We start from the raw sequence: 20,659 nt of genomic DNA, 5'->3' as shown, positions 1-20,659 counted from the left end.
CCGGAAACGGATCTGGCTTAGCGTGCGACGTCGATCTCGACGCGCCGGTTTTGCGCACGCCCCTGCGCGGTGCGGTTGTCGCCGACTGGATCGGCATCGCCCTTGCCGACGGCTTCGAGCCGGTTCGCCGGCACGCCGGCGGTTTGCAGCATCTGCATGACCTGGGTGGCGCGTTCTTCCGACAGCATCTGATTCGACGCGAAATGACGGCTGCGAATCGGCACGTTGTCCGTGTAGCCGATGATCGTTACCTTGCCGGGCACCTTGGCGATCTCTGCGGCGATCTTTGAAATCAGCGGATTCATCGATGCCTGAACCGACGCGCCGCCGGGCTTGAACATCGCGTCTCCGCGGAACGTGACGGCGCTGTGGCGAGCGTCTTCGTCGACACTGACGGTGCCGGCGGCGATTTCATCCTGGAGCAATTGCTTGAGGTGCAGTTGCGGCGGCGGCGCAGGCGGCGGTGTCATGCGGGCGATGTCGGCAATCTGTTTCTGAACGTCCGCGCTACGGCTGACCAGTTCGTACTTGAACCAGCCGAACAATCCGAGCAAGATTACCGACAGGATGGTGACGGTGATCCATACCGGAAAATCGGTGAACGACAAGCGCTTGCCTTTCGCGGTCGATTGCCAGTGAGGCGATAGCGCCAGCGGCACCGGTTCGCGCTGCGACGTGATCACGTTGTAGAGCCGCTGACGAATCGCGTCGTGCTTGCGCTTGCCGTCGGTCACGCCTCGGTAGCGACCTTCGAAACCGAGGCTGAGAATCCGGTAAATTACTTCCAGGAGGTCACGATGCTCGTGAGGATCTTCCAGCAATCGGCCTATCAGCAGGTAGACCTTGTCACCGCCCTTGAGGTCTCCGTGGAAAGTGATCGCAAGCCCTCCCTGGATCCATTCGATTGCCGACGAGCCCTTCTTGCCCCACGCGGTTTGCGTTGCGGCTTCGTCCAGTGCCGTACACAGGCAGTAACTCGCACCGATCATGTGATCGCGACGGATGTTTCCCTGCTCGCACAACCTCTCGAATACGCGTACCTCCTGTTCAAGCAACGACTTTAACCAGGTAATCGCTTGGTTCGACGTCAATTGATCGGGCATGTCCGCCTGAGCACGGAGCAAAACACGGGACGCTTCCAGCAACGGATTTCGCGCCACGCGAACCGCAGCCAACCGCTGGTCAAACGGCTCCGACGGGAGATCTTCTGGAACCGCCTTCGAGAACGTATCTCCGTCGCCGAATGCGCTCTGGACGCTGGCGGTTGAAGAGCCACCTTTATTTTCAACGGCGGACTGTTCCTTTGCCTCATCAGCTGGAAAATTCATTGTCGCCATACGTTAGCCTCCAGCGTCTGCTGAGACACTGCCAATCAGCGTGCAACCGCATTCCGTTCGATGACCGTGCATCGCCACGCGTCGGTTGCCGATGGTGAACGTCGGATGCGCCTCGACGATCCGGTTGATGCCATGCGGACGACCGTCCGGATACTTTTCGGGGCAATCAACCAAGTCATCCAGCCGGGCGATCTCCCGGCCGCCGATAGTGTGAGTTTCCGAGCCGCTGATGACTCGGCCCCCGTGCGAGGTCGTATCCCCGACCACGATTATTTTCAGCGCCATGTTTATTTTTCGAGTCAGTGACTTGTCAAGATTTCGCGTGCAATCCGGCTTCGCTCCCGCGCTTCAGTTCTCCCCATACCCATCCGGGTATCTGATCCACCATTGCGTCGAAACCCTCGCCAGTTCGACGACGAGCCGTCAGTGCGTCGCGAATGTACCGGTGCCGATCAAAGCCTGCTCCGTAGCGGTACGAATAGTTGCAATAGGCGAGCCGGTCTCCGGGTTCGGTGAATCCCCATTCCAGTGCCCTTCGGTACCGGGGCTCGAATTCGGTGAAGCGGCTCCTGTAAGGCAGGCTTTCATCGATGTGCCCCAGGTCGATCAGCGATGCGATCAGTTCATCTGGCTCGGTATGCGCCATCAGCTTGTCAACATCCTCCTGGTCAAGCTCGATCATCACGGACCGGGAAATTCGCCCCACATTCAGCGAATCATTCTCGACCGTCTGCCACTGTGCGTGACGTCCGCGATATTTGATTCGTTCGATTGGTGCCAGGAACACATCGCGGATCTGTTTGCCCCACATATCAAGCACGGCGCCAGTATTGCGAGGATCGAAGAAGCGGACCATCGCGGTCATACCGTCTCCGATCCCCGCAAACAGGAATGCGCGCAGATGCGTGGCGAGTTCCAACAGATCGACACGGCTCCAGACAAGCGTGAGACATGGCGAGTGAAGATCGATTTGATCCAGTTCGCTCACCCACGTTGCGGCAGGATCATCCATACGGGTAAGAAATAGAGAAGCTGGTCCGAGTTGCTCTTCAGGTAGCCCCTCAAAGAGCGAAACGAACTGCGCGCCGGACTGCTCGAGCAAAGGCAAGATCCTCGCTGGGTTGGCTGCACCGTCGACCAGACCGAAAGATTGTGCGCGTTGTTGCATATGGTTGACTCCCTCCTCTGCCTCTACGCCCACGCAGCCTTACTGGTGTTCCCGGCAACCAGCAGTTCAGATTCGGAAGTCAGCCCCAGATACGCTATCCGCTTTTTGCCGCCCTCGAAGATCACGCGAGGCCAGCCGTAACCACCCGGCGCGTATTCGTGAAACCAGGGCACGCGGAACCAGATGCGGCTGTCGTGGACATAGTCATCGAGCAATGTGATGGCCTCTTTTTGAAGCCGGTTGGCGGCGTCCATCGACGCATGATCTTTCAGGAAGCTGACGACGCCGCGCGCGGGCGCCGCCACGATGTCATTCGACGGGCTGAATATGCTGAAAATCGTGCTCCATGTCGATGCAAGCAGAATCCCGCTCTCCGCAAGTCTGACCTCGGGGGCGTCACTGCCTGGCTGCTCGTGCTTCACCGAGAGTGTCGTTGTCGTCGTATCCGTGTCTGGGTATTGTCGGGGGGCCTGGTCCATGCGTACGGTCACGGTTACCTTCCACTTCGATTCGCGATCCTCAGGATGCAAGTAGCCCAGCAGCACGCGCATCTCCTCCGCGCCCTGGCGCAGATCGGTCTGCTCGTTGGTCGTAACGTCACAGACACCTTCGCCGGGCCGCGCTGGCGAGGCAGCCTCGGCATCCGGATGAGCCACCTGGCCGCACAGCGCTTCCGTGCGGCGATCGATCTCAAGATTCGTCTCCTTTATCTGCGCGTCCAACTCCGTGATCCTGGGCATGTTGGCCGGATACCGGTGATTGCCCGTTTCTTGGGACTTCTGCACCTGCAGTCGAGCCAGCTTCGCCTTGAGCGCACGGAGCTGCGGATCAGTCTTCTTCGCTTTCTCCAGTGCCTCTTCGACTTTGTAGGGCGTCATCCTGTCTTCCCTCGCCTTGAGGAAGAATGCTTGATTGGCCACGTATTCGGGCGTCTGCGGCTGCGCACGTAGCGTCCGCCATGCCAGCATCTCGGCCATGCCGTGCTTGATCGCATCCTCCATGCGCCCGATCGGCCCGGCGGTTTTTAGCCAGTTGTTGAAGGCTTCGATCGTCTCGGGGAACAACGCGAAATCCGCCCTTCTTACCGGACTGTCGAGAATCTCATCGCCCTTCATCATCGGCACGCCATACTCGAGCGCGTGGATGTACATGTCGTGCAGCGGGATCTGGCTGAGCTTGCCGCCGTCGCCCTTGTCGGGATCACGGCCCTTGCCCTGTTCGTTCGGCGCATAGCCACCGCCGACGTCCGAATGCACACCGGGATAGGCGATTTCGTGGCGGATGCCGGATGGATAGGCTCCCCCAATCTCGCGGATCGAATCGACCGGAAAACTCATGCGCTGCTCGTGGATTGAGAACGCGTGAACACAGTAGCGAACCGACTCGGGGATGCGCATGGCACCATTGTTGGCAAAGGCGAAGTGTCCGTCGAACGACCCGATGTCGACAGTTGCACGGGTAAAATCGGGGGGGCCCACGGACGCCACCGTATCGAACAACCCCAGGAAGTTCACCTGATACGGCAGCGCGTACTTGCCGGCGAACTTGACGAGATTGCCGCCGGGCGCCCAACTGTTGATCAGCTTGTGGACGAATGCGCGCGCGCCGGCGGCCCCACGGGAAAAGCCGATCACATTGATCCAGATTTTTCGGATCGTCCCGGGGGGATGGCCGGCATCGACCGCAAGCTTGTGGGTCACACCCAGCGTCTGGATCGGTTCTTCGAACCCACTGACGTCACCGTTTGCAGCGGCATCGCATAACGTTTTTGCTTTTGCCGGCGAGATCAGCGCCAGGGTCTTGTCTGGCGCAATCACGCGATAGACAGCATTCAGCACGCGGACATAACCAAGCACACAGCGCGCGTTGAATCCCTCGGCCATCGCCTTGCCCATCTTCAGGTAGGTAATTTCGCCGATCTCAGGCAGCGGCGTACCGACACCCGGGATGTAAAACTTGAAGATGCCGTCGTCCACCTTGTCGTGCGCAACGTTGAAAAGTCGCGCGACGTTGGTGTGGGTGCGATTGAGTGAATCGCGCAGGGGATTATCCGGCGCATCGTTGTTATTCGTGCCATCAAAGAAAAGACTGATCTGCAGCGTCTGCTGGCACGACCGGGTTTCGTCATACATCCGCAGCGCACCCTCCTTGTACGCGTCGTCGCTTTGTGACAACGGCAACCGGCCGCCGGGCGATATCGGTTCAGGCCATCGAATCGTCACTGCATCCCCCCCTTGCGGTAAAGCCTGTTCCATTCCTCATCAATCACGCCCTGTGCGATGTACGGATCGTTGTCGGCCGGACGGTTGTTCGGGTTGTTCCCGCCATCGTGATTGCCATCGGTCAACATGACGCGCACCCGATCACCCGGCAAAAAAATCCCCCACGCATCACCGGTATTGCCACTGGTGTATGGCGCAATCTGCACGTTCTCCGCCTTGTACCAGTAGCCCGGTGTTTTCCCATCCTGTTTTTTGTCCACCAGCCAGCGCACCGTCAGCTTCAGGTCCGGCTGCCATTCAGCAGGCAGGCTCGTGCAACAGACGGCTTTACCTCCACCTGATGGTTTCCCGTTCGGCTGGAGCGGCATGACATTCGGCCCGCCTCCACCGATACCACTCCCGGGCGGCCCGAATAGCGCAAAAGAATGGATGTACCAAGGCGTGTAATTCAACGCCTTGGTGTCCCCTCCGAGCAGTCGGACTTTTCGGGGCATCTCCATTGTTGTTACCGACGTTGTCGGCTGCCCACCAGCACACGCAATCAGCGACAGGCAAAGTGCCGACAACAAGCTGATTCCCACACCACGCCATCGAATCGTCACTGCATCCTCCTCAATCGTGAGCCGGCGGATAACGCCGGTTCCATTCTTCGTCGATCACACCCTGCGCGATATACGGATCGTTGTCGGCCGGACGGTTGTTCGGGTTGTTTCCGCCATCGCGATTACCATCGGTAATCATCACCCGAACCCGGTCGCCGGGAAGGAAGATGCCCCACGCCTCGTTAGCATTGGCACCGTCGTACTGGGCAATCTGCACGTTCTCCGCCTTGTACCAGTAACCCCACTTTTTTCCGTCCGGCCGCTTCTTTTCCACCAGCCAGCGCACCGTCAGCTTCAACTCCGGCTGCCATTCGAGGGGGTAGCTCATGCAACAGACTCCTGCCCCTCCACCTGAGGGTCGACCGTTTTTCTGAATTGGCATAACATTCGGCCCACCACCACGGATACCGCTTCCTGACGGCCCGGCAATCGAAAACGTGTGGATGTACCAAGGCGAATAGTTCAACGCGAGAACATCCATGCCGCCCCCAACCTTTACTGGACGAGGCACGTCTACCGCCTCCCATGTACGCGGCTGTCCGCCGGCGCACGCAGTCAGCGACAGGTATAGCGCCGACAGCAAGCTGATCCCCACAACACGCCATCGAATCATCACTGCATCCCCCCCTTGCGGTAAAGCCTGTTCCATTCCTGATCAATCACGCCCTGCACGATGTACGGATCGTTGTCAGCAGGACGGTTGTTCGGATTGTTGCCGCCGTCGCGATTGCCATCGGTAATCATGATGCGGACCCGGTCGCCGGGCAGGAAAATGCTCCATATCCCCCCAGCATTGGCACCGTTGTACTGTGCAATCCGAACGTTCTCCGCCTTGTACCAGTAGCCCGGTGTTTTCCCATCCTGTTTTTTGTCCACCAGCCAGCGCACCGTCAGCTTCAACTCCGGCTGCCATTCGAGGGGGTAGCTCATGCAACAGACTCCTGCCCCTCCACCTGAGGGTCGACCGTTTTTCTGAATTGGCATAACATTCGGCCCACCACCACGGATACCGCTTCCTGACGGCCCGGCAATCGAAAACGTGTGGATGTACCAAGGCGAATAGTTCAACGCGAGAACATCCATGCCGCCCCCAACCTTTACTGGACGAGGCACGTCTACCACCTCCCATGTACGCGGCTGTCCGCCGGCGCACGCAGTCAGCGACAGGTATAGCGCCGACAGCAAGCTGATCCCCACAACACGCCATCGAATCGTCACTGCATCCCCTTTCTCAATCATGAGCCGGCGGATAACATCGGTTCCATTCGTCATCGGTCATGCCCTGTGCGACCTGCAATCTGCCTTCAACGGCACCACATTCGATCCCTCTCCCCCGATACCGCTACCAGATGATCCGAAAAGCGCAAAGGAATGGATGTACCAACGCGTGTAGTTCAATGCCTTGGAGTCCCCAGCCAGTAGCCGGATCATTTTGGATACCTCAAGTTGTACTGTCGTGCCAGTTGGTTGTCCGCCCGCGCAAGCAGCCAATGACGGGCAAAGTACCGGCAGCATCCTCTTCAGGAAAACTCCCAACTGTGAGCAACAAGCGCTATTGACCATGCTATCGATCCGAAGGTTGAAGTTATTGCCGTGGCACCAGCGCCGAACCACCTCTGGCGGCTTTGAGCAGACATTCGATGCAGATGCTTTTCGGTGCAAGGCTGATCGGCGAGTCTTTCGGTCCTGGTAGCGAGTGAGTGGATGCGAACGCAACGAACTTGCCCGGCGTAAATATCTGCGCACCACTGTCGTCAAGCACCATGCGGGTCTTGCCGCCTTGCAGTTCCAATTTTTCAACACCGGTGATCTGGATAACTTTAGTCAGTAACTGGATAGACTTCGCAGACTCCAGCTTGATCGAACTGGTCAACGCGTGAAGAACGATGTCGCCGAGCGCGGCCGAGATCCGGATTGCCGCACGCTGCGCGAACAGGCTGATCGTGTCACGCACGCTTGCAAAGAGGCTGCGACCGCTGGCGACGCCAACATGCCCTTCACTCGTGACTGCGACTTGTTGCGCAGCCACGTGAACCGTTGCAGGCGTCGTGATTTCAACACCCGCCTTACCATCGATCAGCAGATGAGGCTCAGAGAATTCCGGGAACGGATTTCCGTCGCTTGCGACACCGCGGATTTGATCGTTCTGCGCTTCAATCGTCTTCGCGAGGTCCGACTGGTGTCCGTCGGTCTCCTGGGCTTGAGCTTCCTGGGCGGCCTGGCTCATCGCGACATGCAGACTCTGTGCAACTTCGAGTCGCCGAATCGCTTCCGACATGGCTTTGGCATGGCCCTGCGCATTCGGACGGCCTTCCGTCGTGAGCAACATGCCCGTCGCCGCGCGAAAGACACCGTCCCCATCGGTGCGCAATTCGACGCCCCGACCGCGCTCATCCTGCCGCCCCGCATTCCCGGCAATGCGCGTGATATACCCCAGATTCAACTGCGAGGCGCCTTCGTCGCTCGACAGGTGCGCCTGGATTTTCCCGTTCGTATCGTCGAAGGCGAGCGTATTCGCGCGCCGACCGCCGATCTCGCGGCTGCGATAGCCGGCGAGCGCCTGGTTCTTCGGCAAGTCGAACGGTGGCATGTTGAACGCATTGGTCGCGCTGCCCACGATGATCGGCAAATCCGGATCGCCGTTGACGAAAGCGACCTCGACCTCATGCCCTCGACGCGGCAGAAAGATTCCACCGAACTGATCGCCATGCCAAGCACCGGCCACACGTACCCAGCAACTCGATCGCTCATCGTTCTTGCCCAGCCGATCCCACAGAAACTGGAGCTTTACCCGACCGTATGCATCGGTCCAGATTTCCTGATTCTCCGGACACGTCACGACGGCATATTCGACGCCGTTCATACGTGGCTTTGCAATCGTACGCAGCAGCCGGAACGGCTCATTGGTCGGCTGCACCGTAAAATCCGCTTCGCAACGGTATCGCTGGCCGGATCCCGACGCTTCGCCAATCTCCTCGATCGTCAGCTTGCAGGCGATCACCGCATACTCGCGATTCGCCGCATCCTGCGGATAATGCGACAGCACGAACGTCTGGCCGGTCACCACGCCGCGCAGGTTGCCTTTGCCGTAGGCCCTCAACCCCTGACAACGCCAAGCCTCCATCTGCACGAGCGTCAGGTACTCCGCTTCCGTGCGCGGCTCGTTGTGATCGCCCGAGAGCCCAGCCGCGCCAGCTTGCGGCTGCGCGTAATCGCCCCATGTGTAATGCTCCTGATGTGCGAGCCCCGTATCGCGAGGATCTTCGCGCATCACCTTCAGGTCCGCACGCGGCAACGTATAGTCGTAGTCGACGCTCGTCACCGCGCCCGTGGTCAGCGCATGGGAGACCGAGAAGTCCTGAATGTGTTCCTCGTCAAGCCGTCGACCGGTCGGCGGCTCATAGCGAAGCGCGGCATAAGCATCACCATGCGGTTTGAGCGCGCCCATCGAGTCGCATAGCACGAGCCGATGCTTGCCTTCGCTATGCTCGAAGAAGTAGTAGATTCCCCACTCTTCCCATAGGCGCTGCAGGAACGTCCAATCGCTTTCCAGGTGCTGGCGTTGAATGTCACGCTTGGGCCATGTATTGTTCGGCCGCGGCGTGGTGAGACGTTTTTCGACCGGAAACGGATAGGACGAGAGCACCGCATCGGTGATCTCAACCACGGACATGTCCTGAAAGATTCGGCAGTCGCGATTCTTGGTTGCATGCCATAGCCACGGGCGCAGCGTAAGCGCATACACGATCGATCGGCCATCTTCACGCACAATCGTCGCATGGCTGACGATCCCGGTGATCTCGCGTGCGCCGGCACCGAGATTGGCCATGCCGGCATTGCCTGCCAAGCCGGGAATGAAGCGTCCCTTGCCCTCGAGCTGAATCGTGACGGTGACTTCCGTGCCGATTAGCTTGTCGAGTTTGACATTCGCCGCGATGCTCTGCGAAAACCCGAGCGCATCCGGCGTTTTCAGTTCGAGCGTGTACTCGAACAGTTCACCAATGGTTTCGTCACCGCTCAGCTTCACCGGAGTGAGGATCGACTGTCCGCCGTACATCGGTAGCGCAGCGCCGGAAACCGACAATGTCCGAGGCACATCAAATAAAGCCATTCCGGTATCTCCATTGAATCAATCGGTTCATCGACGAGCTATAGTTATGCGATCCCTTTGTTGCCACTAGCGCCAACTCCCGCACCATCACTGCGCCGGCCTCAACTACCTAGTTCACTCTTGGATTGCTTCCATTACGGTCTTTCATCGCATCACTTTCGGCACGATGGACTTCGCGCAGGCGACCATGGCCTTTCCCACCCTTTTAAGATCTGGCGACTCGTCGTGCTCGAGCGAATGTCCCACCTTCGACATTGCCGTATAGCTACCGCGATGAGCAGCCAGAAGAATTTCTGGCGACATAGACCCAGACAGCCCGCCCCCCAGACCGGTCGCAGCCAGATCATTCGATAATTCCAAATAGATCGGTCCTATCTGATGAGACACAAGCCATTCCTTCAATTGCAGCACTCGGTAAAACAATGCAAGATTGTTCACGCGAGGAAGAACATCCCTGTAGTAGGCGTACACGAACCATCGGGCCTGCCAGTTGCCTTTTTTGGCCGCCAATATGACACCGTCCCATGTAGCGTCACTCGTCTCGCCTGAGCCAAACTCAGTCATAAACTTCTGAACGGCGCCTTCATCCGGAACTGGGCCGAATTCCACTGGCCGTTTGCAACGAAAATTCCTAAATGAATCTCCCGATTCGTTGAATGCAGCGACGTCCGCCGAGATTTGATCCGTTAGTCTGTTCCAGCGCGCGCGCACATCGTCTTGCGGCCATTCTTTCGGCAACGGTCCAAGCCAAGCCAGTTGATCGTCATTCTCGGCCGCCATTTTTCTATAAATACGCAGCTGTGCCTGTACTATTTGTTTTTTTTCGACATCTTCGCTCGCCATTTCCGGCTCACGCTTCTTGCGCGACTCAGGATCATCGAAACCGTCAATATGCCTTGAATCAGTCATCTTGATGCAACGTTCGAAACCACCCTTCCAGCATCGCGGCTCAACGTAATAGTCCAGACGACGATTGACAGTTTCAAGTACATACTCCGTCACATCGGATTCTGAAACGACGTGAGCGTTACCGTTTTCATCAGTAATCCCACCAGCCAGAGTTCGGCCATCGATCGTCATCCATTTATACGGCTCGCTTGCCAACGGCACTCGACAATCGGCGTCTTGGCAGAGCTGGATCGTCGTATCCGAGGCTGCCAACACCCCGCCTGCGAGAATCGACAAAATCACCGTTGAAATACTTCTTTGCAAGAAATGAATATTTGTCATTGAACAGACCTATCCCAAAAAGGACGAGCGACGACTACGCGCGCACACCCCACAATTCCAACTTCAACAACGGAAATTCCCCCGCGACGTGCAGCGCAACGCCACCGTGCCGCACGACCTCCTCCCAAAGCGGCCCGCCCTGCGTCAATTCGTAATAGATGTAGCCCGCATTGAATGGAATCTGCCGCGGCGGCACCGGGAGCGCCTGCAGGCCAATGCCCGGCAAGTGACTGCGCACCAGGCTAGGCAGCTTGTCCGATGGCCCCGCCTTCGCCTGCGCAAGAAACTGCTGCAGAAGCACGTCCTGCGGCATCGCCGCATGCACGGCCAGCACCAGTGCGGTGAACCCTTGCATATCGACCGGATCGACCACCGCGTTGCGCATGCCGTGACCGCGATCCTCGAGCGCGATGCTCTGCGCGCTGCGCACCAGCACGGCATTGAGCAGCCGATGCGCGTCGTCGACGACCGGCTTCAGGCACACGTGCGGCGTCGTATGCTGATACGGCGGGTGCGTCTCGAGTGGCCGGCGCGTGTTGGTGCGCAAATGCGTCGACAACTCACCCGCCATGCCGATCAGCAGCGCATACACGTCAGCCGGCGACGTAGCCGGCACCCGCAGCAGATGCTGCAGAAGCGGCTCGTAGCGGTTCAGAATCTGCAGCAGCAGGTAATCGGTAACTGTCGCCGCGCTTGCGGTCGTGTCGTCGGTACCGGCGAGCCGCTGCGCAAGCGCATTCGCGCGCAGGCGCGCGAGATCATGAATCTTCGTGACCCAACTCATGAGCAGGTCGCTCGCGCCATAACCGGATACCGGCGGCACGAGCGTATCGTCGAGCGCGATGCTGCCGTCCGCGCGGATCGTCTTCACGCACGTGAGTGCGAGACCGATCCAGGCATCGCCGAGCTCCTTTTCAGGCAGCAGACGCACGCGCAGGTTCGACAACTGCACCGACTCGGGCGCAAGCCCGATCGAGTTCGTGTCGCGCAGTTCAGTGTCGAACACCTGATAGCGTGCCAGCGAATCGGGTGTGTTATCGAAGGTGGTCTCCTCGCAATTCGGCAACCGGACGGGCACGGCCAGATAGATGACCTGGTCGAGATGCTCCTGCCGAATCGTCAACGGCGGCGGCAACGGCGTGTTGCCTGGTGCATCGAACGGCGTGCCGTCGGCGAACACGCCGGCGGCCGACTTGACGACCACCTTGCCGAGCGCCAGCGCCTCGTGGTCGAGCGCGTAGTGTGTGAAGCCGAAAAAGAACGGCGACAGCGGCACCGCACGCTGATGCGCGTATTTCTCGAAATAGCGGTCCTGCTGCTGGAACAGCTGCGGACGAAAGAATAGCCCTTCCTGCCAGGCGACCTTGGCATACCAGCTCATGCGTGCCGTCCGTTTTGTTGCGCGACGTGTTTCATTTCTTGGCTTCCGTGATCTTGACGGCCTTGGCCTCGAGATCGATGGTCAGTTTCAGCTTCGGCGTGAACAAGCGGTACCACGCCTTGTTCGGTGCGACCGGCATCGTGTAGACCACGCGCCAAACCGCTTTCGGCAAATCACGATACGCCGCGATCACGCCGATGGTGGTCGTGGCCGGGTCGGGCCAGCGAACGAGCGTCTGGTGCTCGCCGGGGCGCAACTGCAGCTCGTCGCGCTTCACGACGTCATCGGCCAGCACCGTTTTGTCCTGGGTCTGCAGCGTGAAGAAGTCGGCCGCGTCGAAGGCGCCGTCGTTCTTCAGTTCGTAAATGCGCACGACGATCGGCGCAGCCCTTCCCCGGTCGTCCGGATTAACGTCGGGCCGCGCGTTCACGCGCATGTCGAGCCGGATCGGCTCCTTCGGCTTCGGTTCGCCACTGCTCGCGCAGGCGGAAAGCGCGAGCGCGCAGGCGAGCGTGGCGACGGTCGGTATCGAAAGCATGCGGCTATGAACCTTATTCACTGTGCGGGACGCCCCGCGACCGGCGGAGGCGATGCGCCTGCGCCAGTCGCGAGGAATCCACGCGATTACGCTTCCTTGTTGCCCTTGATGTCAAAGCTCGCGGTCACGGCGCCACCACTGCCGCCCTGCGCGTTCTGCACGACGTATTCCTGCTTGACCTTCGCGAACGACAGCGACACCGATTCACGGCTCTTTTCCGCGTCGTTCTTGCTGCCCGACGGCTTCACGCGCGTGACGATCACGTCGCTCATCGTGAGCTTCAGGTATTCGAGCGGGTTGCCGCCGGCCTTGCGCATCACCAGCGTTGCCTGGTCAATGTGCTTGCCGGTGAGCGCGTACTTCATCAGGTTCGGGCTGGCGCGGTCGATGTTGTGCTCGAACGTCAGGTCCTTGACGGTGGCCTTGCCGGCACCGCCGCCGCTTCCGGCGTGCATCGTCGATTCCTGCTGGATGTCCCACTCCCAGGTCAGAACTTCGATTTCGTCCTTGTGCTTGTCGTCGAGCGATTCACCGTTGATGCCGTCGATCTTCAGGAAAATGTCTTGTGCCATGCCAATGCTCCTTGTTGGAATCTAACGAGACCGCGCACCACGAGAGAAGATGGTCCAACGCGCGGCCTAAGAGGATCTATTTCCGGTTACGCCGCTTCCTTGATCGACGGCAGCTTCGTCACGAGCCGCAGCGAGACGGTCAGCCCTTCGAGCTGGAAGTGCGGGCGCAGGAAGAATTTCGAGTTGTAGTAGCCGGGGTTGCCTTCGACCTCCTCGACGACCACTTCAGCCGCCGCAAGCGGCCGGCGTGCCTTCGTCTCCTGCGACGAGTTGGTCGGATCGGCATCGACGTAATGCATGATCCATTCGTTCAGCCACCGCTGCATGTCTTCGCGTTCCTTGAACGCGCCGATCTTGTCGCGCACGATGCACTTCAGGTAGTGCGCAAAGCGCGAGCACGCGAACAGGTATGGCAGGCGCGCGGACAGGTTCGCGTTGGCCGTCGCGTCCGCATCGTGATACTCGGCAGGTTTCTGCAGCGATTGGGCCCCGATGAAGGTCGCGTGATCGGTGTTCTTGCGGTGCACGAGCGGAATGAAGCCGTTCTTCGACAGTTCGGCCTCGCGACGGTCCGAGATCGCGATTTCGGTCGGGCACTTCATGTCGACGCCGCCGTCGTCGGTCGGGAACGTGTGGGTCGGCAGGTTCTCGACCGTGCCGCCCGATTCGACGCCGCGAATCAGCGAGCACCAGCCGTACTGCTTGAACGAGCGGTTGATGTTCACGCCCATCGCGTACGCCGCGTTCGCCCAGCCGTAGCGACCGTGATCCGAGCCGTTCGTGTCTTCCTCGAAATCGAATTCGTCGACCGGGTTGGTTTTCGCGCCATACGGCAGGCGCGCGAGGAATCGCGGCATCGCGAGCCCCACATAGCGCGCGTCCTCGGTGTTGCGCATCGAGTTCCACGCGGTGTATTCGAGGTTCTGCGTGAAAATCTTCGTCAGGTCACGCGGGTTCGCGAGCTCCTGCCACGACTCCATCTGCAGAACTGACGGTGCGGCGCCGGTGATGAACGGCGTGTGCGCGGCAGCCGATACCTTCGCGATCGAGCCGAGCAGATCGACATCCGGCGGCGTATGGTCGAAGTAGTAGTCTGCAACGAGACACCCGTACGGTTCGCCGCCGAGCTGGCCGTACTCCTGTTCGTAGATCTGCTTGAAGAGCGGGCTCTGATCCCAGGCAAGGCCCTTGTAGCGACGCATCGTACGATGCAGTTCGGCCTTCGAGACATCCATGAAGCGGATCTTCAGATGTTCGTCGGTTTCGGTGTTCGACACGAGGTGATTCAAGCCACGCCAAGCGGATTCGAGCGCCTGGTAGTCCTCATGGTGCATGATCAGGTTGATCTGCTCGGAGAGCTTGTGATCGATCTGCGCGATAATCGCCGCGATGCTCTTGTACGCATCGTCACTGATGGTCGCCGTTTGTGCCAGCGCCTGCTCGGCGAGCGTCTGAACGGCCAGTTCAACGGCTTCGCGCGCGTCGTCGGTCTTGGGACGGAACTCGCGTTCGAGCAACTGAGTGAAATCGGACTGGGTAGCCGTCTGCGCAACTGCGGCCCGTGCTTCCTGTTTCGCCATGATGGTCATCCTTTATCGGTTCGTCGGTCAGTTCGCGCCGTCTTGATCGGCAGTTTCGTCCGCTTGCCGCTCGGGCTTCGGCGCGGCGGCCAGCGACTTGAGCAGCGCCGGGTCCTGCAGCAACTGCGTAACGAGCGCCTCGGCACCCGACTTGCCATCCATGTAGGTCTGCAGATTGGCGAGTTGCGTGCGCGCTTCCAGCAGTTGGCGCAGCGGCTCGACCTTGCGCGCGATCGCAGCCGGCGAAAAATCCTCCATGCTCTCGAAGGTCATGTCGACCATCATCTGGCCATCGCCCGTCAGCGTATTCGATACGGCGAACGCGACGCGCGGCCGGATCGCCTTCATGCGCTCATCGAAATTGTCGATGTCGATCTCGAGGAAGCGCCGGTCCGACACCGCCGGCAGCGGCTCGACCGGATGCTTCCCCGACAGATCGGCGAGCACGCCCATTACGAACGGCAACTCAACTTTCTTCTCCGACCCGTAGACTTCGACGTCGTACTCGATCTGCACACGCGGCGCACGGTTGCGCGCAATGAATTTCTGCGAACTGCTGGAAGCGGCCATGAATGAAGCTCCTGAACGGTGGTGGTTGGACGGCGAGCTCAGCGAACCGGCTCGTCTGAATGAAGGGCGGTCGCCTCGAACGCGAGGGCTTGCGCCGGTGCGTCGGACCGGTCGACCACGCCGATCGCAATACGCGACAGTGTCCGTTTCGAAGCGAAGGCGTCGAGCCATAGTGCGGACAGTCGCGGCAATATGTGCTGCTCGATAAATCCGATCAGCACGCGCGCACCGGTCTCCTGCACGAGACAGCGGCCTACGATGTAGTCGACGACAGCGTCGTCATACGTCAGCGCGATGCCGTGGCCGTCGGCCATACGCTTGACGACACGTCGCAGATGCAGGCGGACGATGCTGGCGAGCGCACTGTCGACAAGTGGCCGATAGGGCACGACAGTCACGCGCCCGAGGAATGCCGCCGGGAAAGCCTTGAGGAGTTCGGGCGTCAGTGCTTCCCGCAGGCCATCCTGATTCGGCGCGAGCGACGGATCGGCGCAGAGACTCGTGCTCAGTTCGGAACCGACGTTGCTCGTGAGCAGGATCGTCGTATTGCGGAAATCGATGTAGCGACCGTCGCCGTCCTCCATGTAGCCCTTGTCGAATACCTGGAAAAACGTCTCGTGCACGTCGCGGTGGGCCTTCTCGATCTCGTCGAGCAGTACGACCGAATACGGACGACGGCGCACCGCCTCGGTCAGGACACCGCCCTCGCCGTAGCCGACATAACCCGGAGGCGCGCCCTTGAGGCCCGAGACGGTGTGTGCCTCCTGATACTCACTCATGTTGATCGTGATCAGGTTCTGTTCACCGCCGTACAGCGCTTCGGCCAGCGCCAGCGCGGTTTCAGTCTTGCCGACGCCCGAGGGACCGGCGAGTAGGAACACGCCGAGCGGTTTCCTCGGGTCCGTGAGGCCCGCGCGTGCGGTCTGCACACGTTCGCCAATTTGACGCAGCGCGTCGGTCTGACCAATCACGCGTGCCTCGAGCGTGTCGGGCAACCTGCGCACCGCGGCGACCTCATCGGTCACCATCCGGCCGACAGGGATGCCGGTCCAATCGGATACGATTTCCGCAACGATCGCCTCGTCGACCTCGGGGAATACGAGCGGCGCATCGCCTTGCAGCGCAGCGAGCGCGTGTTCGAGTTCGCGCAACTTCGAAAGCGCTGCCGCCTCGTCCCGTGAGGTTTCGCCGTCGTCGGATCCAATGGCCTCGCGCGCGGCCAGCAATGCCTGCGCGGCAGCCGCCTGAGTGCGCCAGCGATGCTCGACCGCAGCCTCTTCGGTCGCCAATGTATCGATGCGCGTTCGCACGCCCGTCAACGCCCTGTTGGTATCCAGACCGATACGGGCTTCCTGCACGAGCAATGCTTCCTCGGCACGCGCGGCCGCGAAACGCTGACGCACGTCGTCCAGTTCACGCGGCGCGGCATGCTGCGACAGCGCCACGCGCGCGCAGGCGGTGTCAAGCAGGCTGATGGCCTTGTCCGGCAACTGACGCGACGGGATGTAACGATGCGAGAGCGTTACCGCCGCACGGATCGCTTCGTTAAGCACCACGACGCCATGATGCCGGGAAAACGTTTGCACAAGCCCGCGCACCATATCGATCGCAGCGGCCTCGGACGGCTCCGCGATCTGCAGCACCTGGAAGCGTCGCGTGAGCGCCGGATCCTTCTCGATGTGGCGCTTGTACTCGGCCCAGGTCGTCGCGCCGATCGTACGGATCGCGCCACGCGCAAGCGCGGGTTTCAGCAGATTGGCGGCATCGCCCGTACCCGCCTGTCCGCCGGCACCAATCAACGTGTGAATCTCGTCAATGAAGAGGATCACCGGCGCCGGCGATTTTGCAGCGGCTTCGAGCAACCCTTTCAGACGCGCCTCGAACTCCCCTTTCATGCTCGCGCCGGCGAGCAATGCACCGACGTCGAGCGACAACAGCCGCACGTCGGCAAGCTTCGGCGGCACATTGCCCGATGCAATCGCGCGCGCCAGTCCTTCCACGACGGCCGTCTTGCCGACGCCCGCCTCCCCCGTTACCAGCGGATTGTTCTGCCGACGGCGCAGCAACACGTCGATCATCGTACGAATCTCGAGCTCACGGCCGACGACCGTATCGATCTCGCCCGCGCGAGCGCGCGCTGTCAGGTCCGTGCAGTACTGGTCGAGCGAACCACCCTTCGATGCGACGGGAATCGCACCGGACGCCTCGCCCGGCGTTGCCACCGAAAAGTCGCTATGGTCGTACGGCGCATCGGCGGCTTCGGGCGAGCCGTTGATCCATGCAGGCAGCTCATCGCCCAGCCCGTCGATAGGGATCTTGCCGAACGCGGGGGAGATTGACAGCAGAACGCGCCGCAACTCGGGCGTCGAGACAAGCGCAGCGACGAGCCACGCGCCGCGCACGCGGCGATCGCCATGACTCAGCGTCGCGAGCACCCACGCGCGTTCGATCGCCGTCTCGATGTGCCACGAGAAATCGCTGATCGAACTGGCCACGGCCGGCAGCGCGGCCAACGCTCTTGCGAAATCCCGATCCAGTGCGTCGCGATCGATGCCAGCGTGCCGCGCGATGCGATGCAGGTCACTATCGGGTTGCTGCAGGAGCTGATGCAACCAGTGGACGAGCTCCACGTACGGATTGCCGCGCAGCTTGCAGAACTGTGTCGCCGATTCGATGCTGCGGTAGAGCTGAACCCCGAGCTTGCCGAACAGCGCCTGGCGTGAAATCGTCATGCGAACCTTCTTGTTGTTTGTTCGATATGTTCCTGGCTCTGGCCGTAGCGATCAGGAATCCTATTCAGCCGGCATTGGTCTACTGCGGCATTTCGTACATAAAGAAAGTGAAAACCTATCGGGCTGCGCATTATTCCAAGCAATTGTCGACGCCGTCAACCCATGCGGATGAGAAAATCCGCACTGAATAACGCCTTGTCATCTTACTCGAACCAAGAGCCCCGCAATGACCAACTGCGTTTCGCACATGCACGAATTACACAAACATTACGGCGCACAAGCTCGATACGCAAGCCTTTGTTGCGATTCATCAATTCCATCATAAATGTGAACCTGCCTTTAACAATTCCCCATTGACAAGCCAGTATCTTGATATTCATAAACCCCTATAGTCGCACCAATTAATTGATTATTTCGAGATTTAATCTCGATAATATTTTCAAATAACGATACCCCATTTCAAATGGACAAATTACACATTCCCATGGGTAAAATGCGCATTCCGTCATCCCTGCCTCTTCCATGCGCGCATTCCGCTTGCCGTGGCACCGTCAACCCGACACCTCGCTTACCGAGCCCGAACTGCGTCACGCGCCGTGCGGTCCCGAGAAGCAGGAGGACGGCGCGGCCCCTCTCCTGTTCGAATCATCAGATCGCGTGTGCAGCAATCAGTCGATCCTCGATCTGATCGGCCGCCACGGCGGGACTGTGAATGCCGCTCGTGGGAAGCGCGGCACCGGGTTGCAGACGATGCCGTTTCCTGAGCACACCGACGACCTCGTCGAAACGCTTCACGCGCAATACTGGCGTGCGTTGACGGACCCGCACACCACTCTTCCCGGCTCATGGGGCGAACAGCTGGATTTGCCTGCGACACCTGTTGCCTCAGTTACGCCCGATTCGCACGACGTCCGGCCGACACAGGCAAACCTTGGTAGCCCTGGTTCCATCGAACTGTTGCTGTCGGGCGAGCGCAACCTCGAGCACGCATTCGGACGGCTGGAGCGGAGTTTCATGCCTGATCCGGAGATCGAACCCGTGCCGGAAGTCCTGCGCCTCTTTGCGCCCCCCGAATTCCATGCGGCCGAAGCCCACCGCACACCAGCCCTGCCGCCTACGCTCACCCGGCGCGAGCATCACACGCTGTCGGTCGATAGCCCGCTCGCCGCCGCGCCAGTATGCAAGGACGACGCATGAAGATGCCATTCGCTGCCGAAGAGCCGTCTGGCCACGTTCTGGACGATGTGCCGATCGCCGCGCAAATCGAGCGGATCGAATCGCATATTCGTGCGCAGCCGACCTTCGCCGCCCATCGGTGGGCGCTGTTCCAGTGGCTGTGCGTAACAGGCGACTGGGCACGCGCGATGATTCAACTGCAAACGTGGGCCAAGCTTGAGCCGCAACAGACGCAAGCCGCCCAGGTTTATCGTGACCTGCTCCGGGCCGAACGCTGGCGAGAGAAGGTTGTCGCGGGACTCGAACGCCCAGGGTTCGTACTCGAACCGGCTCCGTGGGTCATGGAGCTCGCATTCGCACTGCGACTTGCTGGCCAGGAGCAACGCGAACACGCCGACGAAGCGCGAGAAAAAGCCCTCGACGCGGCACCGCTCATCGCAGCGCACACGCCCGGGGGTGTCGCGAGCTGGATCGCCGACAGCGATTCGCGATTCGGCCCGGTGTGCGAAGTCATGACGGCCGGGCACTACCGCTGGGTACCGTTCGCCGATCTCGCCGCGTGGCGCGTAGCGCCGCCTGCGAACCTCATCGATCTCGTCTGGGCGCCGTGTGTGCTGACACTGAGCGACAGCAGTACCGTGCGCGGCTTCATGCCTGCCCGCTACCCCGGCTCGGAAGCCGCGACCGATGCACTGCGTCTGGGGCGCGAAACGGCCTGGCATGAGGCAGGACGTACCGCCGTCATCGCGCACGGACAAAAAACCTGGACAACCGATCAGGGCGATTTTGGTCTATTCGAACTGGCCCACGCGCAGTTCGGCTCGCGTGTTGCCGACGGCGCCACCACCGGAGCGCCGGTCAATGACTGAGCGCAAGCGACCTCTCACGCGGAGCAACTCGCTCGTCGCGCGCCCTCCACGGCGGGCAAACGCGCATCTGATGCCGACCCTGCTCGACCGGCTGCGGGACGACGCGCCGCATCGGCTCATGGAAGCACCCGAGGAATATGCCGTCACGCGCAAGCAGATGCGCGACATCGTCCAGCGCGATCTCGCCTATCTGCTGAACACGACAAGCATTGAAGATCGGATCGAGCGCGAACGCCACCCACAGGCGGCCGCGTCGACTGTCAATTTCGGCGTGCCGCCGCTCGCGGGCACCTTTCTCGCGTCACGCCAGTGGAACGACATCGAGCGGATGATCCGGCAGGCCATCACCGATTTCGAACCGCGGCTGATCCCCGATTCGCTAGCGGTCTCGCCCCGTCAGGGCGACGACGCCAGCGGCCATCACAACGTGCTCGCGTTCGAGGTGCGCGGCCTGGTTCACATGGACCCGTATCCGCTCGAATTCATGGTGCAGAGCTCGCTCGATCTCGAGACGAGCGAGATCCAGATCACCGGCATGCGCTCCGGGTAGGTACGGCATAACGACAGAACG

18 protein-coding genes are annotated in these 20,659 nt (G+C 60.5%); 3 read left to right on the top strand and 15 right to left on the bottom strand.

What is annotated here, in order from left to right:
- Positions 1 to 17: 17 nt before the first annotated feature.
- From tssL to tssH, 15 genes are all read right to left on the bottom strand, one after another.
- Positions 18 to 1,328, bottom strand: coding sequence for a type VI secretion system protein TssL, long form (gene tssL / locus SB786_RS18355; RefSeq protein WP_410728734.1), 1,311 nt, complete (start codon positions 1,326 to 1,328; stop codon positions 18 to 20).
- Between the two features lie 12 nt (positions 1,329 to 1,340).
- Complete coding sequence (locus tag SB786_RS18350; protein WP_410728676.1) at positions 1,341 to 1,622, bottom strand: PAAR domain-containing protein; 282 nt, start codon at positions 1,620 to 1,622, stop codon at positions 1,341 to 1,343.
- Positions 1,623 to 1,647: 25 nt separating this feature from the next.
- Entirely contained in the window at positions 1,648 to 2,505 is an 858-nt protein-coding gene (locus SB786_RS18345) for a DUF4123 domain-containing protein (RefSeq protein ID WP_410728675.1), read from the bottom strand.
- Positions 2,506 to 2,528: 23 nt separating this feature from the next.
- Positions 2,529 to 4,760 (bottom strand): phospholipase effector Tle1 domain-containing protein, encoded by a 2,232-nt coding sequence (locus tag SB786_RS18340; protein ID WP_410728674.1) that lies wholly within the window; start codon positions 4,758 to 4,760, stop codon positions 2,529 to 2,531.
- Positions 4,724 to 5,329, bottom strand: coding sequence for a DUF3304 domain-containing protein (locus tag SB786_RS18335; protein WP_410728673.1), 606 nt, complete (start codon positions 5,327 to 5,329; stop codon positions 4,724 to 4,726). The genes SB786_RS18340 and SB786_RS18335 overlap by 37 nt, the downstream gene beginning before the upstream one ends.
- A 10-nt stretch (positions 5,330 to 5,339) precedes the next feature.
- Entirely contained in the window at positions 5,340 to 5,810 is a 471-nt protein-coding gene (locus tag SB786_RS18330) for a DUF3304 domain-containing protein (protein ID WP_410728672.1), read from the bottom strand.
- A 131-nt stretch (positions 5,811 to 5,941) separates the two neighbouring features.
- Positions 5,942 to 6,412, bottom strand: a complete 471-nt coding sequence (locus SB786_RS18325) for a DUF3304 domain-containing protein (RefSeq protein ID WP_410728733.1) — start codon at positions 6,410 to 6,412, stop codon at positions 5,942 to 5,944.
- Positions 6,413 to 6,914: 502 nt separating this feature from the next.
- Positions 6,915 to 9,440 (bottom strand): type VI secretion system Vgr family protein, encoded by a 2,526-nt coding sequence (locus SB786_RS18320; protein WP_410728671.1) that lies wholly within the window; start codon positions 9,438 to 9,440, stop codon positions 6,915 to 6,917.
- 144 nt (positions 9,441 to 9,584) lie between these two features.
- Positions 9,585 to 10,670, bottom strand: coding sequence for a hypothetical protein (locus SB786_RS18315; RefSeq protein ID WP_410728670.1), 1,086 nt, complete (start codon positions 10,668 to 10,670; stop codon positions 9,585 to 9,587).
- A gap of 34 nt (positions 10,671 to 10,704) precedes the next feature.
- Positions 10,705 to 12,051, bottom strand: coding sequence for a type VI secretion system baseplate subunit TssK (tssK, locus tag SB786_RS18310; RefSeq protein WP_410728669.1), 1,347 nt, complete (start codon positions 12,049 to 12,051; stop codon positions 10,705 to 10,707).
- Between the two features lie 31 nt (positions 12,052 to 12,082).
- Positions 12,083 to 12,589, bottom strand: coding sequence for a type VI secretion system lipoprotein TssJ (gene tssJ / locus SB786_RS18305; RefSeq protein ID WP_410728668.1), 507 nt, complete (start codon positions 12,587 to 12,589; stop codon positions 12,083 to 12,085).
- A gap of 86 nt (positions 12,590 to 12,675) precedes the next feature.
- On the bottom strand, positions 12,676 to 13,161 hold the full coding sequence (locus tag SB786_RS18300) for an Hcp family type VI secretion system effector (protein ID WP_050012734.1): 486 nt from the start codon (positions 13,159 to 13,161) through the stop codon (positions 12,676 to 12,678).
- 86 nt (positions 13,162 to 13,247) lie between these two features.
- On the bottom strand, positions 13,248 to 14,741 hold the full coding sequence (tssC, locus tag SB786_RS18295) for a type VI secretion system contractile sheath large subunit (protein WP_410728667.1): 1,494 nt from the start codon (positions 14,739 to 14,741) through the stop codon (positions 13,248 to 13,250).
- A gap of 27 nt (positions 14,742 to 14,768) precedes the next feature.
- Positions 14,769 to 15,311, bottom strand: coding sequence for a type VI secretion system contractile sheath small subunit (tssB, locus tag SB786_RS18290; protein ID WP_410728666.1), 543 nt, complete (start codon positions 15,309 to 15,311; stop codon positions 14,769 to 14,771).
- Between the two features lie 38 nt (positions 15,312 to 15,349).
- Positions 15,350 to 18,043: a type VI secretion system ATPase TssH gene (gene tssH, locus SB786_RS18285; protein ID WP_410728665.1), complete on the bottom strand. Its 2,694-nt coding sequence runs from the start codon at positions 18,041 to 18,043 to the stop codon at positions 15,350 to 15,352.
- A gap of 522 nt (positions 18,044 to 18,565) precedes the next feature.
- On the opposite strand from tssH, the gene SB786_RS18280 reads away from it, so the two are divergent.
- The 3 genes from SB786_RS18280 to tssE are packed head-to-tail and all read left to right on the top strand — an operon-like array spanning position 18,566 to position 20,638.
- Positions 18,566 to 19,240 carry a TagK domain-containing protein gene (locus SB786_RS18280; protein ID WP_410728664.1) on the top strand — a complete coding sequence of 225 codons (675 nt, stop codon included), beginning with the start codon at positions 18,566 to 18,568 and terminating at the stop codon, positions 19,238 to 19,240.
- Positions 19,237 to 20,088 carry a type VI secretion system accessory protein TagJ gene (locus SB786_RS18275; RefSeq protein ID WP_410728663.1) on the top strand — a complete coding sequence of 284 codons (852 nt, stop codon included), beginning with the start codon at positions 19,237 to 19,239 and terminating at the stop codon, positions 20,086 to 20,088. Before SB786_RS18280 ends, SB786_RS18275 begins: the two co-directional genes overlap by 4 nt.
- Positions 20,081 to 20,638: a type VI secretion system baseplate subunit TssE gene (gene tssE, locus SB786_RS18270; RefSeq protein ID WP_006759389.1), complete on the top strand. Its 558-nt coding sequence runs from the start codon at positions 20,081 to 20,083 to the stop codon at positions 20,636 to 20,638. Before SB786_RS18275 ends, tssE begins: the two co-directional genes overlap by 8 nt.
- The last annotated feature ends 21 nt before the right edge of the window (positions 20,639 to 20,659 follow it).

The organism is Burkholderia sp. SIMBA_062 (assembly GCF_046534765.1).
Lineage (GTDB): Bacteria > Pseudomonadota > Gammaproteobacteria > Burkholderiales > Burkholderiaceae > Burkholderia > Burkholderia ambifaria.
The sequence above is the reverse complement of the archived record's forward strand: the minus strand, read 5'-3'. Positions and strand labels throughout refer to the sequence as shown.